This window comes from Thalassolituus oleivorans MIL-1, from assembly GCF_000355675.1.
Lineage (GTDB): Bacteria > Pseudomonadota > Gammaproteobacteria > Pseudomonadales > Oceanobacteraceae > Thalassolituus > Thalassolituus oleivorans.
Genome location: NC_020888.1, coordinates 2,956,782 through 2,970,064, shown reverse-complemented (window position 1 = coordinate 2,970,064; position 13,283 = coordinate 2,956,782). Strand labels below are relative to the sequence as shown.

Below are 13,283 nucleotides of genomic sequence, written 5' to 3'. Positions count from 1 at the left end.
TCCGTTAGCCAAAATAGCCATGCACAAACCATTGACCATGGTCGTCTCTGAATACCCAAATGAGTTGTTGGCGGCACAATACCTGATAGTAATCGCGGCGTATTGCGTGGTCGTCCCACCAACCGCTGGCGATGCGTTCAGGACCATGCAGAATATGTTCGGGAGGAGGGCAAGGATGGGGCTTAGGTAATAACCACAAAGGCCGTTTTGCATGTCGGGCCTGTATTGACTGTGTCGTTTTATGCTGTGCTTGCTGCAATGAGTATGTTTGCCACGCTTTCTCTGGGCGTGGATCAGCTGTTGCTTTTAAGCATTGCACTTGTTCTTCATCTAAACGCGCCTGTAAGCGGTTAAGTAATGCGGCATCATCACGTACTTGATATACGGTTGCTTGCGTGTCGGCATCTTGTAAGCAGCCGCCTTGCTCTGCTTTACGATCAAGAAAACGGGTAACGCTTAAATGCAATTCACGTACTGGAGCGCGTAATTGTTTTCGTTCTAATTGATAACGACAAACATTGAGTAATTCACTATGACGATACTCTGGGCGAACTAATTCAAATTGCCAATAAGTATCGGGTGGCTCTGCATGCTGCAAACGTAGCTTGAGCCAACGTGTACTCAGTTGGCGGTGATGTAAAAAACCGCTGAGGCTTTCTAGTAAGCGCGAGAGAGGAAACAGCAAGCCGTTACGGTGCTCTACTTCGTACATGAATAATGCATTGTCATGGAAGTTTAATGGTGGCTTAAACTGCATCAGAGTATGTTTTTTACTGCCCGAAAGTTGTTGCAGCGTATGGACTAAATTGGGATTTATCCGACGTCCCAACTCGGCTAAAGGTAAGCGTAATAACTCGCCTAAGGTGTTGATGCCTAAACGCTGTAATGCCAGCGTATCAGCCGCATTAAAATCCAGTTGCAGTAAGGGTAATGCTTGCAAGGCACTGTTGATTGTCGCGTGCTCTAAACTCGGAAATCCTTTGTTGGCTCGTGCTAATAAACGTGCTGCCAGCGGTGTTAATCCTGCGGCCAGTTGTACCGGCCATTCTTGTTGCCGACAGGCATCGTCGATATGCCGCCAAAAAGCTTCTAGCCCGCCAAATAAACGCAACATGCTTCCTGCCTCTAGCCATAAGCCAGCATGGCCTTGTTCTGCATATTGGGTGTCAGGACTCACCTGAGCGGAAAACTGATAGGCCCATAATGCTCGCTGTTGTAATAAATGCTGTAACCGCGATGAGTCTAGCGTATGGGTTATTAAATTGGGGCAGCTATATAAGGCGCTGGCTAAAGGCATATCCAGAGTAATTCCGGCTTTTTCAGCACTGATATTATGATCAATGATGTGATGCCCTTGGCCATGCAATATGGCTAAAGGCTCACTGGCAAGGCTGAGTAAGCTATGACGATAAAAGCTGGGGAAATATAGATACAACCAGCCCTGCGCTTTTTGTGGATTAACCCGCGAGCGCATAACCATGATCAGATAAATGCAGATTAAAAGGTTCGCAGGGCCAAGAACCACGACGTTTGTGAAAGGTAACTTGCAATGTATCGGCTTGCTGGCGAGCAACTTCTAAACGCAATGCTGCCGGCGAGCCTGAAGTATCTAATCCCGTTTGCGGCCATAGCCAACAATGGCTGCGATTATCGGCGGCAGCAATTTGTAAACGCCGGATATGCTGTTTATCCCATTCTTGTAACCAGCCAAGTACCGCACTGCAGTGACCACTTTTTAGGCCTTCTTCCATGCACCATACCGCTTCTTTGTATGAACGTGGATGTACCATCAGAATACGTTCACTGCGCACACCGGCGAGTTCGAGTGCAGGAGCATAAGGAATGGCTGGCGGAGCAACCCAAAGCAACCAACGCGCTTGCTGGCTTAGCTTAGCCAGTGCTGGAATAACAATACTAAGTTCCCCGACACCGCCGCCTTGGTGGTAAATTTCGCATACTTGTCCGGGTTGCCAGCCGCCATTGGGTAGACGTGCATCTAGGGCGGCATAGCCACTGCTAATAGTCTGATGCTGTGGAGGTAGGTGTTGCTGAGCCTGCCAGACTTGGCCTTGCTGAAGAACCTGTTCGAGTGATGCCATACTTCACCTCTGAACGACTTTACGCCGCGAGTAGCCTTACTGTTGATAAATACAGTACTGTATATAAAAACAGTATTCAATCAGAAGAGTGTAAAGATGCGGCGGACGACACTGCCCGAATAGCAGAGCCATGATAAGTATGAATATTGATAGCAACCGGACGACGCAAGCTAAGAGCCTGCGTACGATCATAATCGAAGTAAAAAGAAGAGGGTGTTAAGGCTTGCGAAACGACAGCGTCATGCGGTCGCTTTCACCAATGGCGAGGTATTTTTCACGATCCTGATCACCTAGGCGCAACGTCGGAGGTAATGTCCAAACGCCTGCTGGATATAGGTGTGTATCGTTAGGGTTAGCGTTAATTTCAGAATGCTCAAACGGTTCAAAACCAGCATTAATCGCCAGTTCAGTTACATAAGCTTCGCTAACGTAACCGCTCTCAATCATTTGTTCTCGGGTAAAATTCTGCGGTGCGCGATGTTCAACCACCCCCAATATACCACCACGCTTTAAGGCAACATGGGCGGCATCAAATACGGCTTGTTCTTGTCCTGTACGCATCCAGTTGTGAACATTACGGAAGGTAAGTACTCGATCCGCTTGCCCTGCTTCCCCAAGATCCATATAAGTTGGGGGTTCTAGTTCAACGATATCAATGCTGCCATAAACATCACGATGCTTAGTAAAACGCTGATCGTATTGTTCTCGAGTTTTACGGAAAAATTCTACCTTACTGTCATGTGGCCAATGAGCAGCAATAAACTTACCTTTGTTTCGTAAATAAGGCGCCAAAATAGCACTGTACCAACCACTGCCAGGCCAGATTTCAACCACGGTATGATCTGGTTGTACGTCAAAAAACTGTAGCGTCTGGGCTGGATGACGATATTGATCACGTTGATGTTCGACGCTAGTACGCGCCGAATGTGACGGTGTTTCAATTGTCGCTTTATAGGTATCCGCCATCGCATTATTGGCATCACAACCCTCAAGTAATAGCGAGAGTGGTAATAATGCAAACATGGTTAATGCTATGTGCATGTCCATATGCTCCTTATCGTAATCAGATCATCTTTAATTTAATGTGTTTGGGCAATTTTCTTTGACGTTGGTTCAGTTGTGTCGTCCATATCCACTTCCCAAGGTGGATTTGGGCGTACAGATTCAATTACAAAATCGACGAAACTGCGCACCTTGGCGGATAGATGTCGGTTGCTCGGATACAGGGCATGAATAGGACTTGCCTCGAATGGCCAATCGCTTAGCACAGGTACTAAATTATTCGCTCTAATAGCTGACGCCGCGATAAGCATTGGTAGAGGTGCAATACCGGCACCAGCAAGTGCTAATGTGTACAAACTGGCAAAGTCGTTAACTTGCAGTCGCGGCTTTAGTTGTAAATTGTGGACTTGATCATTGGGGCCTTGTAACTGCCATTGAGACCACTGCGACGCTGTCATTAAGGTGTGTTCTTGTAGCTCGCTTGGATGTTTCGGGGCACCATACTTTTTCACATACTCAGGGCTTGCACATAAGATGGCTCGAGCATCGCCAAGGTGACGTCCAATTAATGAGGAATCTTCTAATTGACCCACGCGGAAAGCGACGTCTATACCGTCCTGCACTAGATCTAAGCGCTGGTCGGTCAGTACTAAATCGATTTGTACTTGTGGATGGTCATCCATAAAGTCGGCAATTAAGCCGGACAATACCGTTGAACCAAATAGCACAGGAGCGGTAATGCGCAAAGTACCGGTTGGGGTGCTCTGCATTTGCGTTACGGCAATGTTAGCTTCTTCTATCTCGCCCAAAATCCGCGCACAGTGATTGTAGTATGCACTGCCGGTGTCGGTAAGACGTAGACTACGAGTCGTGCGCTGTATTAGGCGTACACCTAATCGTTCTTCTAATTGCGTGATCTTTCGACTGACCGTTGACTTAGGTAGACCTAAGTTTTTGGCTGCACCTGTAAAGCTTCCTGCTTCTACAACATGCACGAAAATAGCCATTTCGTTGAGGTCGAATTCTTCACGTTTGCCAATTAGCATAGATGCACTCTCATTAGTGACTCAGGCTCCAGTATGAGTCACTGGATTACCATTACCAGCACAGCGCCGGTTTCTTTAGTATGGGGTCAGAATAGAAAATTTAAAGTTTTTTTGGAACAATAATGTTGTAAATGTTCGTATTGAATCATTTAAGGGTAGTACTAAAGTTAAGCCTATCATTAGACAATCGTCATCTTAGAGCCGCGCTCGAATACCAAATGACGGTATAAAGGGCAGATCAAGTACATCATTGCGCTCGCTGTAGTCGGCATTGTCGTAGTTGTAATCAATCACATTACGCTGCGCATAGAGATTCAAGACCTCGATATATAGGTCCATTTCCCAACGAGCGAAGCGATAGGTGCGGTCAGCGCGCACATCGAGGCGATGATAGACAGGTAGGCGCTCGGAGTATGGCTCGCCATAGATAGGGTTATAGAGGTCTGGATTATTGCTATCTACGACTACATCGTCGATTGGAGTGACAAGTTGACCACTTTGAACTCGCCATTTGAAACCAAGCTGCCAGTCGTCATCCCATTGATAGTTTGCCACTAGATTGACGATCACTGGCTGGTCATAGGCGTAGCGGAAATCTTCATTAGTCAGTGTGTTTTCCCGTCGGGTACGTGACCAAGCAACAGAAGCCCAGCCATACCAGCGTTGGCTTAATTGTTTGTTCACAAACAACTCAAGTCCCCAAGCGTCGCCTTCCGCGTCGTTGGTATAGCGCGGTAAGGCATTGTATTGCTCATCACTGAGACTATCGTAGAGCGGACTTTTACTTGGACGTGCGATCGGAATATCGGCAAACGTTTTATAGTAAGCCTCAATTTTCCATAACAAAGTAGGTGTCATCTGGTGCTCTAGCCCGGTGACATAATGCGTGGCTTTGGGTTCGTTTAACTCTGGGTTACCGAACTCTTTAGCATACTGCCCAAAGTTCTCAGGCAGGCTGTGATAACGTCCATAGCCTTGGGTTAGCCACCAATCGGGTTGAAACATCCAACGGCTATTAAGTTTTGGCTCCACATAGGCATTTTCAGTGTAATCATTGTATGACAGTAAAACGCCAGGAGTGAGGGTCCAGTTTTCATTAACGTCCCAATTATCACTCAGAAACGCATTGGTTTCATAAATTACTGGGTGATCTTCAGCTTCGATGATTTCGGTACCTTCAACAAAGCGGCAGTCACTTTTAAATTCATCGCATGGTGGACCTTCAAAGCGGCCCATTGCGGCTAAATGACGTTCGCTAAACTCCAATCCCCATTGCAATTCATGGCGATAGTTCAGCGCATAGCTAAAGCGACTGCGTAGGCGATAGTCGTTAACTTTTGCATTGATATAGTTACCGCTGCCAACAAAAAATTGAAATTTCTGCTCTAACTGTGAAAGGTTAATACTTTGTGTTAAACCATTGCTATAAAAAGCATCCCACTGTAGTCCTTGGCTATTAAAATACTGTTCGAAGCCAAAGCCACCGGATTTACCGGGATCTTGACTAACCACTGCCGAGTCGTCAGTAAATAACACCGCTGCTTTGTCGCGTGCGCCGATTACTTGCAACGAGAGGGTGTCGGTGGCATTTAGTCGTACTTCGTACTTGCCTTGATAATCATAAAACTCAGGTAAGGTAGTGAATTCAAATTCATCACTATCAATAATGTTTTCGATATAAAACTGAAATAAACTTTGTCGCGCCGTAAAATAAAATGCTTGATCGTCTGAAACCGGCGTTTCGACTAAAAAGCCAGCACGTAATAAACTCATATCAATGATGGCTTGGCTTTGATCGTAATAAGGCGAACGTGTGCGGGTATCGATTACGCCCCCGGTGGCATTATTGTATTCAGCACCAAAGGCACCGGGGATAAAGGTAAATGACTCGATAACATTGTCATTTAAAATACTAGAGCCATCGGTGTGGAATAAATAACCGACCGGTGTTAGATCAATATAGTAAGCGTTGTCATCCGGTGATGAACCACGAATCGCCGGTTTGGCTTCGCCACCTTTGCTGAACACCACACCGGGTAAGCTTTCTATTGCGCGTAATGGATCATTGCCGGCTCCCGGCACTTTTAATAGCTGTTCTGTGCTCACAACATTAAGCGGTGTGTCTGCTTCCGCACTGACTTCGACGTTATCCAGCACTAAGTCATCTGCGTAGACGAGGGTAGACCACATCATCAAAGACAACAAAACATAGGGTGATTTTAGGTGGCGGCAATTCATGTTTAAACTCGATAGGACACTGTAATGAGCAATTTAAGGGTAACGATAAACGATTTCTGCTTTTATACCATTGCCTTGATCATCACGCAGGTTTGTTAAACCTTTGTAGCGTAGCAAGCGTTGGCTTGTTAAGTCATATGTCAGCTGAATGGGGTCGAGTAACCATGCTATCCAACGCGACTTTAAGCGCATCTCAACGGTCAGGGTCGTATCATCTTGGTTAATCGGAATTAACCTAAAATCGATATACTCTAAGCGCGCAGGAGCCGCGAATGAAAAGCTTTCAGTCTTGCCGGCCAGTAATCCTTGCCATTGCTCACGCACAAACTCATCGAAACCAGCATCGACTACCGTCGTGTATTCTGGTTTGTCTAGGCTCTTAATGCTAACAGGACTGTCAGTGTTCTCTTTAACACTTAAAATACGTTTTTTATTGTCGGTTTCAGCACTTTCTTGATAGCCGTCACGAAAATCTGTTAACTCAAAGTCTGGTGTCGTGGGTGTACCTTTATAGGTGCTGGTTTTGTGGGCAATGACCTTTCCGTCGGGATCAATATAATCTACCTCACGAGAAATCGGCATGTCATTGTCGATAATAAGCGTGTGAACCTCGCGGTAGAGCAGTACTTTATCGTCGAGTGAATACGCTTCGCCTTCATAGTTCACCGTAAGAATTTCGGCATTCGCTGTCGTGCCTATAAAAATAGCGATAATAAAGCTTAAAATACGCATAATAATTACGACCTTGATTGCTTAATAGAACTGGAATCAGTATCGGTAGCACTTGACGCCATTCGCGGCTTGAAAAAACACCAAGAAAAAACCCCCAGTAAGATCGCCCAGCCAAATGCAATCACTAGATAGCCAGTGCCAGTGATATCGATAGACCCAAGATGATGTCCCATGAAGTAACTCCAAGGCGCTGCGACAAGAGCTAATGGCACGATAACGCGAGGGTAACGCATCAGAGTCGCAAGGGAATGCCGTAAGGTCGTCGCAAAGGCTAACCAAAGCAACATAAGCCATGTTGGAATGAATAAACCGTCATGGTCTGGAAACGAAATATAGCCAAGCAAATAACTAAGATTATCTAAGCCAATGCCTAGCAATGAAAATAGCACTACTAATGGCCATTCTTTGCTATCAGCGATAAAACAATGCCATATTAACAATCCGGCCACGACGATGGCAGCCCAAGGTTGTCCATAAGCAACACAGGCGACCCAGCAGGCTTGGAAGCCTACTAGGTTGGTAATAACATCGACGCGTTGGCTAACCTTCATTAAAAAACCTACTAAAAGCTGCCTAAAATCGGTGTACGACGGTTCATGGGCTTGGCAAATATTACTTGCACATCACCAATCACTCGCTCGGCAAAGCCACCTTCGCAATAGGCAAAGTAAAAATCCCAAAGACGAATGAATGTATCGTCGTATCCTAGTGCTTTAATAGCATCTTGATTTTTTAGGAAACGTTCGCGCCATGCCGCTAATGTACGCGCATAGTGCGGGGTAATATCTTCCATGTGAATCATCTTCATATCAGAGCTACGAGTAAAAGAATTCTGAATGGCGGTAATGCATGGAATAAAACTCCCTGGGAAGATATAACGCTTAATAAAATCGACGCTATTTTTAGCTTCCTCATAGCGTTGATCGTCAATGGTGATGGCTTGTAGTAAAGCAATGCCATCGTCTTTTAATAGACGATTAATAGTACCGATGTAGGTATCTAGATATTGGTGACCAACCGCTTCGATCATTTCAATGGAGACTAATTTATCGAACTTTCCTTCCAAAGCGCGGTAATCGCTTTTCAATAAATGAATACGATCTTGCAAGCCTTCTTCGGCAATACGCTTTTCTGCTAATGCATATTGTTCTTCTGAAATTGTGGTAGTGGTCACTTCACAGCCGTAATGCTTGGCTGCATGAATAGCCATCGAACCCCATCCAGTACCAATTTCTACTAGATGATCACTCGGTTGTAATTGCAGTTTCTGGCAAATACGATCGAGCTTATAAATTGAGGCTTCTTCCATCGTGGCGGTATCGCTTGGAAATATACCGCTGGAGTACATCATGGTTGGATCAAGAAATAGCTCAAACATATCATTGCCTAAGTCATAATGAGCGGCAATGTTACGGCGTGAGCCTTTCTCGGTATTTTTGTTGAGAAAATGCAATGCTTTTAGAGCGATTTTCCCGAGGTTGGCTAGGCCACTGTCAATGCTGTCGACTACATCTTTATTAAGCGACAATACCTGTATGAGCTTAGGTAAATCTGGGCTGCTCCAATCGCCAGTCATATAAGACTCACCAGCGCCAACGCTGCCGTTTAAAGCAATGCTGCGGTAGGCTTCGTAGTCATTAATTACCAATTCGGCCTTGATGTTGATTTGGCTGGTATCACCAAATTCAATACGATTATCACCTTCGCGCAGCAGCAAGCCGCCGGTGTGTAAGCGTGATAATGTTTTTAATAAGGCACCACGACAAATTTTGTCCAACCAGTGCATACGATCGTGCGAAAGAGTGAGCGTTTTCATCGTGGATACTCCTGTCGTGTATCTAAATTTTGTTTTAAGTCATCTTCGGGTGAGTTTTCAGGGTGCGAATAAAAGGGCGCCTTTTTTAACCAAAGGCGCAAAGCATTGGCATAGATTCCCCACAGAACCTTTAATGTCATCAACGGAAACTGCTTTAACACCATGCTCATCATTGCTGCTGTCATAGGCTGACGTTGCATCGACATGGTGGCATCGAAGTCTTTATTGCCTTCATTGAAAGTATCCATATGTATTAATAGATTGTCGTTAGGAATCGGCATAACCCAGCGATATTCCATTTTTAATGGATTGAAGGGGGATACATGAAACACTTTATCAAAGCGGTATTCAAAGCGAGTATTGTCGCTGCTAGTATGCATACGTTGCGGTGCAATACCTCGTTCGCCATTATTAATGCCGGTTGTTAGCGTGTAATGAAAACGCTCATTCCAGGGCGTGTTCGTGATTTCAGATAAAATCCCCAGTAAATTACCGTTCGCATCGTATCCGTAGTAAAAACTAACTGGATTAATGGCATAGCCGAAGTAGCGCAAATTAGTTAGTAAACACACGGTATCAACGCGCTGCCCTGTTTCTTGCATAAACGCTTGGCGCACACAGCGCTTTAAATCGCTGGCAGTTTGTACGCGTCCACACTCAGTGCCACGATAGAAATCTGAGCGTTTAAATTGTGCTAGTGCCCAGCGTTTCGCCGACCAAAATGGATGGCGTTGCATCACGTCATCAACTTCGTCTAAGTTCAGCCACACCATGAATGCTTTATAGCGCAATTGGTTGTTTACCGGCGAGAAGCGCCGATGCCGAACCCAACCGGTATAGATAGCACTGCTGAGGTAGCTCATGCTAAGTCGACTCCCAACTCATGCGTGACTCGTAAGGCACTGCGCACGCCATCTTCATGGAAGCCATTAAACCAATAGGCACCGCAATAATGCGTACGGTTTCTACCACTAATTTCGTTATGTCGCTCTTGAGCGGCCATTCCCTTGAGCGTAAATACTGGGTGGGCGTAACGGAATTGGCGAATAATTTTACTAGGATCAATGTCAGCGGTTTTATTTAAGGTCACGCAAAAGTGAGTGCCGTCTTCAGGAAAATTTTGCAGACGGTTCATATAATAAGTAACGGCAACGGTGTCTTGATCTTGTTGGCCAATATGATAATTCCACGCAGCCCAAGCTTTTTGATGAACCGGCAAGATGCTGTGATCGGTATGCAGCACAACATCGTTCATCTTGTAAGGGATGGCGCTTAAAATATCTTGCTCTTGCGAGCTTGGATCTTTCAACATGGCTAATGCTTGATCGCTGTGACAAGCAAGAATAATTTCGTCAAAGCGCTCATTGCCACGCTTGGAGGTGATGGTTACGCCATCGGCATCGCGAGTAATTCCGAGCACAGGCGTTTTTAAGTAAATTTGAGCGGCTGATAGAGAGGACCGGATTTTTTCAACATAGCTACGTGAGCCACGGCTAATAACGCGCCATTGTGGGCGATCATCGACACTCAACATTCCGTGGTTATTAAAGAAACGCACGAAAAAATAGAGTGGAAATTCCATCATCATGGCTTCGCTAGAAGACCAAACAGCGGCACCCATCGGAATAATGTAAAAGCGTCGGAACCAATCGCTGTATTTTTTGCGTTCTAAGTAGCTACCTAAGGTTTCAGTTTCACTCAGAGTTCCAGCGTTTAATTCTGCCCGCGTTTCTTTATTAAAACGCAGAATGTCGCGGATCATAAACCAGAAGCGCGGACGTAAAAAATTACTGCGCTGCGCAAACAGTGAGTCAAAAGAGTGACCATTATACTCAAGCCCACTGCGCTCGCATTTAACACTAAAACTCATATCCGAATCTTCGCTGGCAACGCCAAGTTGATCCATCAATTTAATGAAATTCGGATAGGTCCAATCGTTAAAGACAATAAAACCAGTATTTACCGGAAAGGTCTTTCCGTCGATCTCAACGTCGGTTGTTTGGGTATGGCCACCTAGATAATCATTTGCTTCGTACAGATGAACGTCGTAACGCTCGCGCAATAAATATGCACAGGTTAAACCGGCAACACCGGAGCCTATCACGGCGATACGTTTTTTCATGAGTGAGAATCCTTGTTATCTGGAGTGCCCGCACGCGACATACTGGCGGTAATACGAAGTCGTAAAAAATCGGGGAGATTTCCGATTAATTTTAGTAAATAGCTGAAACGCTTGGGAAAGTGAATTTCGAACTGACGTTTCTGCATGCCTTTTACCATGTAGCGAGCAGCATCTTCGGCACTGATGCGCATCGGCATAGGAAAGTCGTTCTTATCGGTTAACGGTGTTTTTACGAAGCCAGGACACACGATAGATACGTCCATGCCTAAATGCACTAAGTCAGCACGCATAGCTTCTAAAAAATGACTGACTGCGGCTTTACTACTGCCGTAGGCTTGAGCGCGCGGCATAGGTAGATAAGCCACGCTGCTACTGACGCCTACAATGTAACCGGATTGGCTTTTACGTAGGAGCGGTAGAGCCGCTTCAACACAGTTTACCAATCCCATAAAATTAGTTTCATGCACGCGACGAATTAAAGCCGCATCGAAATGATTAACATCAACGTATTCCGCGGTGCCAGCATTAGCTACTAACGTATCTATGTGACCAAAACGATCCGTGAGCTGTTGAGCAGCTTGGGCCAAGGTACTCGGTTGAGTAATATCAACAGGAATAATGCTGACATTATCAAAACCAGTAGCAACTTCTTGTAGCTTATCTTCGTTGCGAGCACTGATGATCAGGGCTTTACAGTTTTTTTGTAATTCACCAACCAGAGCTGCTCCAATGCCTGAAGACGCGCCAATAAGCCAAATAACTTGCTCGGCCATCGGCAGAGCTTGATGTTTATGAGTCATAGCATTCTCCCCTTGAGTTTGCGGATGGCCCAGCCTAAGACCGGTAGGTGTTCGTATAGCATGTTGCCACCATCGAAAAAATCTCGATGATCGATAATTAAATCGTCGCGCCAAATCAATTCACTACCACCTTCAACATGAATGACCTGCTTGCCAGCATAAAGTTTTGGGTGGCGGTAACTCATGGTCCAACGAATAAAACTCGTGTTGTCTTGCTGCCAACTACGATGAAATTCAAAGTGGATATAGCTCACATTTTCATACATAGCGGCAAAATACTGAGTAAGTACATCCAAACCACTGACTTGATGAAAGGGATCTTGGAACTGAATGTCTGGGTGGTAGCATTGTCCCAGCGATTCTTTATTCACTGTGCTCGCTGAAAGATTTCGATACAGTTGTTGAAATCTTTCATGGCGTGGCAAGGCTTCCGTTTCAGGCATCATTACTTTGCATCCTTGCGATTATTGTTGGCGCGACGACCTTCTTCTAATACATGAGCAGGCACTGGGCTTAAATCCCAAACAATTCCCAACCAACTCATCACTTTGAGAATGCCGTACGTAATATCTATTTCGTACCAGTAAAAGCCTTGGCGCGCAGACACCGCCCAGCGGTGATGATTGTTGTGCCAGCCTTCGCCTAGTGTGAGTAAGGCTAGTATTGCGTTGTTACGGCTTTCATCTTTGTTGTTGAAGCGCTTTTTTCCCCATATATGGCCAAGGGAATTAATGGTCACTGTGGAATGGAATAAGATCACGGTGGATATCACAAAGCCCCAGACAATGAGTTGTAGACCATTAGTTTCAAGAGCCGGAGCGAAAGCTGCTAAAAGTTCACCGGCGACGAATAACAAGGCTAATAACAACATAGGGGCAAAGATATCGTAGCGGTCTAGCCAGCGTAATTCTGGGTATTTAGCGAAATCGTTAATACGGTGCATTTGTGTTTTGAAACTGGCATCACATGTAAACCAACCCGCGTGACTCCACCAAAAACCACGCTTTACCGGTGAGTGAAGGTCATCATCAGTATCGGCATGTTGATGATGTGCGCGATGGTGTGCTGCCCACCAAAGTGGCCCGCGCTGGGCTGACATATTGCCGAGTAAGGCAAAAATAAATTGGGCTGGGCGGCTAGTTTTGTACGAGCGATGAGAAAAGTAGCGGTGATAAAATGCTGTAATAGCAAATAAACGCAGCCAAAATAGGGCCAGACATACCACTACTGCAGTGGTGCTAACGCCAGTAACGAGTACGCCGAAGCAGGCCAAATGCAAAATAATAAATGGCATGGTCCGCACCCAGTTAAACTCGGTGCTTGTCATCGGTTCATCGTTATCTATGCTGGAGTCGATCCAGCGCTGCACGTTTTTCCACAGTGATCGCTTCTGTAATGGCTCGTTCATAATCACTTCCCTTGTTGCTT

At 45.6% G+C, this 13,283-nt stretch carries 13 protein-coding genes; all 13 read right to left on the bottom strand.

Translation table 11 applies throughout. The features are described 5' to 3' along the window. Positions 1-4 precede the first annotated feature (4 nt). Complete coding sequence (locus tag TOL_RS13610) at positions 5-1,474, bottom strand: Y-family DNA polymerase (RefSeq protein WP_158505925.1); 1,470 nt, start codon at positions 1,472-1,474, stop codon at positions 5-7. Further along, on the bottom strand, positions 1,458-2,099 hold the full coding sequence (imuA, locus tag TOL_RS13605) for a translesion DNA synthesis-associated protein ImuA (protein ID WP_015487928.1): 642 nt from the start codon (positions 2,097-2,099) through the stop codon (positions 1,458-1,460). Before imuA ends, TOL_RS13610 begins: the two co-directional genes overlap by 17 nt. Positions 2,100-2,315: 216 nt before the next feature. Next, positions 2,316-3,140 carry a class I SAM-dependent methyltransferase gene (locus TOL_RS13600; RefSeq protein WP_015487926.1) on the bottom strand — a complete coding sequence of 275 codons (825 nt, stop codon included), beginning with the start codon at positions 3,138-3,140 and terminating at the stop codon, positions 2,316-2,318. 38 nt (positions 3,141-3,178) lie between these two features. After that, positions 3,179-4,147, bottom strand: coding sequence for a LysR family transcriptional regulator (locus TOL_RS13595; protein WP_015487925.1), 969 nt, complete (start codon positions 4,145-4,147; stop codon positions 3,179-3,181). 195 nt (positions 4,148-4,342) lie between these two features. Then, entirely contained in the window at positions 4,343-6,385 is a 2,043-nt protein-coding gene (locus TOL_RS13590) for a TonB-dependent receptor plug domain-containing protein (protein ID WP_041588507.1), read from the bottom strand. Between the two features lie 33 nt (positions 6,386-6,418). Continuing rightward, a complete protein-coding gene (locus TOL_RS13585; RefSeq protein ID WP_015487923.1) occupies positions 6,419-7,117 on the bottom strand; it encodes a hypothetical protein in 699 nt (232 codons plus the stop codon). Positions 7,118-7,122: 5 nt separating this feature from the next. Further along, positions 7,123-7,668 (bottom strand): DUF2878 domain-containing protein, encoded by a 546-nt coding sequence (locus tag TOL_RS18490; protein ID WP_015487922.1) that lies wholly within the window; start codon positions 7,666-7,668, stop codon positions 7,123-7,125. Between the two features lie 11 nt (positions 7,669-7,679). Beyond that, on the bottom strand, positions 7,680-8,933 hold the full coding sequence (locus TOL_RS13575; RefSeq protein WP_015487921.1) for an SAM-dependent methyltransferase: 1,254 nt from the start codon (positions 8,931-8,933) through the stop codon (positions 7,680-7,682). Next, positions 8,930-9,796 (bottom strand): DUF1365 domain-containing protein, encoded by an 867-nt coding sequence (locus TOL_RS13570; RefSeq protein WP_015487920.1) that lies wholly within the window; start codon positions 9,794-9,796, stop codon positions 8,930-8,932. Before TOL_RS13570 ends, TOL_RS13575 begins: the two co-directional genes overlap by 4 nt. Next, a complete protein-coding gene (locus TOL_RS13565) occupies positions 9,793-11,055 on the bottom strand; it encodes an NAD(P)/FAD-dependent oxidoreductase (protein ID WP_015487919.1) in 1,263 nt (420 codons plus the stop codon). The genes TOL_RS13570 and TOL_RS13565 overlap by 4 nt, the downstream gene beginning before the upstream one ends. Continuing rightward, positions 11,052-11,855, bottom strand: coding sequence for an SDR family NAD(P)-dependent oxidoreductase (locus tag TOL_RS13560; protein WP_015487918.1), 804 nt, complete (start codon positions 11,853-11,855; stop codon positions 11,052-11,054). Before TOL_RS13560 ends, TOL_RS13565 begins: the two co-directional genes overlap by 4 nt. Further along, positions 11,852-12,301 (bottom strand): nuclear transport factor 2 family protein, encoded by a 450-nt coding sequence (locus TOL_RS13555; RefSeq protein ID WP_015487917.1) that lies wholly within the window; start codon positions 12,299-12,301, stop codon positions 11,852-11,854. The genes TOL_RS13560 and TOL_RS13555 overlap by 4 nt, the downstream gene beginning before the upstream one ends. Further along, positions 12,301-13,263: an acyl-CoA desaturase gene (locus TOL_RS13550; RefSeq protein ID WP_015487916.1), complete on the bottom strand. Its 963-nt coding sequence runs from the start codon at positions 13,261-13,263 to the stop codon at positions 12,301-12,303. Before TOL_RS13550 ends, TOL_RS13555 begins: the two co-directional genes overlap by 1 nt. Positions 13,264-13,283 lie beyond the last annotated feature (20 nt).

Bases quoted from the DNA above. Each gene is read 5' to 3' on its own strand.
- TOL_RS13610 (WP_158505925.1), bottom strand. From the start codon at position 1,474: ATGCGCTCGCGGGTTAATCCACAAAAAGCGCAGGGCTGGTTGTATCTA.
- imuA (WP_015487928.1), bottom strand. From the start codon at position 2,099: ATGGCATCACTCGAACAGGTTCTTCAGCAAGGCCAAGTCTGGCAGGCT.
- TOL_RS13600 (WP_015487926.1), bottom strand. From the start codon at position 3,140: ATGCACATAGCATTAACCATGTTTGCATTATTACCACTCTCGCTATTA.
- TOL_RS13595 (WP_015487925.1), bottom strand. From the start codon at position 4,147: ATGCTAATTGGCAAACGTGAAGAATTCGACCTCAACGAAATGGCTATT.
- TOL_RS13590 (WP_041588507.1), bottom strand. From the start codon at position 6,385: ATGAATTGCCGCCACCTAAAATCACCCTATGTTTTGTTGTCTTTGATG.
- TOL_RS13585 (WP_015487923.1), bottom strand. From the start codon at position 7,117: ATGCGTATTTTAAGCTTTATTATCGCTATTTTTATAGGCACGACAGCG.
- TOL_RS18490 (WP_015487922.1), bottom strand. From the start codon at position 7,668: ATGAAGGTTAGCCAACGCGTCGATGTTATTACCAACCTAGTAGGCTTC.
- TOL_RS13575 (WP_015487921.1), bottom strand. From the start codon at position 8,933: ATGAAAACGCTCACTCTTTCGCACGATCGTATGCACTGGTTGGACAAA.
- TOL_RS13570 (WP_015487920.1), bottom strand. From the start codon at position 9,796: ATGAGCTACCTCAGCAGTGCTATCTATACCGGTTGGGTTCGGCATCGG.
- TOL_RS13565 (WP_015487919.1), bottom strand. From the start codon at position 11,055: ATGAAAAAACGTATCGCCGTGATAGGCTCCGGTGTTGCCGGTTTAACC.
- TOL_RS13560 (WP_015487918.1), bottom strand. From the start codon at position 11,855: ATGACTCATAAACATCAAGCTCTGCCGATGGCCGAGCAAGTTATTTGG.
- TOL_RS13555 (WP_015487917.1), bottom strand. From the start codon at position 12,301: ATGATGCCTGAAACGGAAGCCTTGCCACGCCATGAAAGATTTCAACAA.
- TOL_RS13550 (WP_015487916.1), bottom strand. From the start codon at position 13,263: ATGAACGAGCCATTACAGAAGCGATCACTGTGGAAAAACGTGCAGCGC.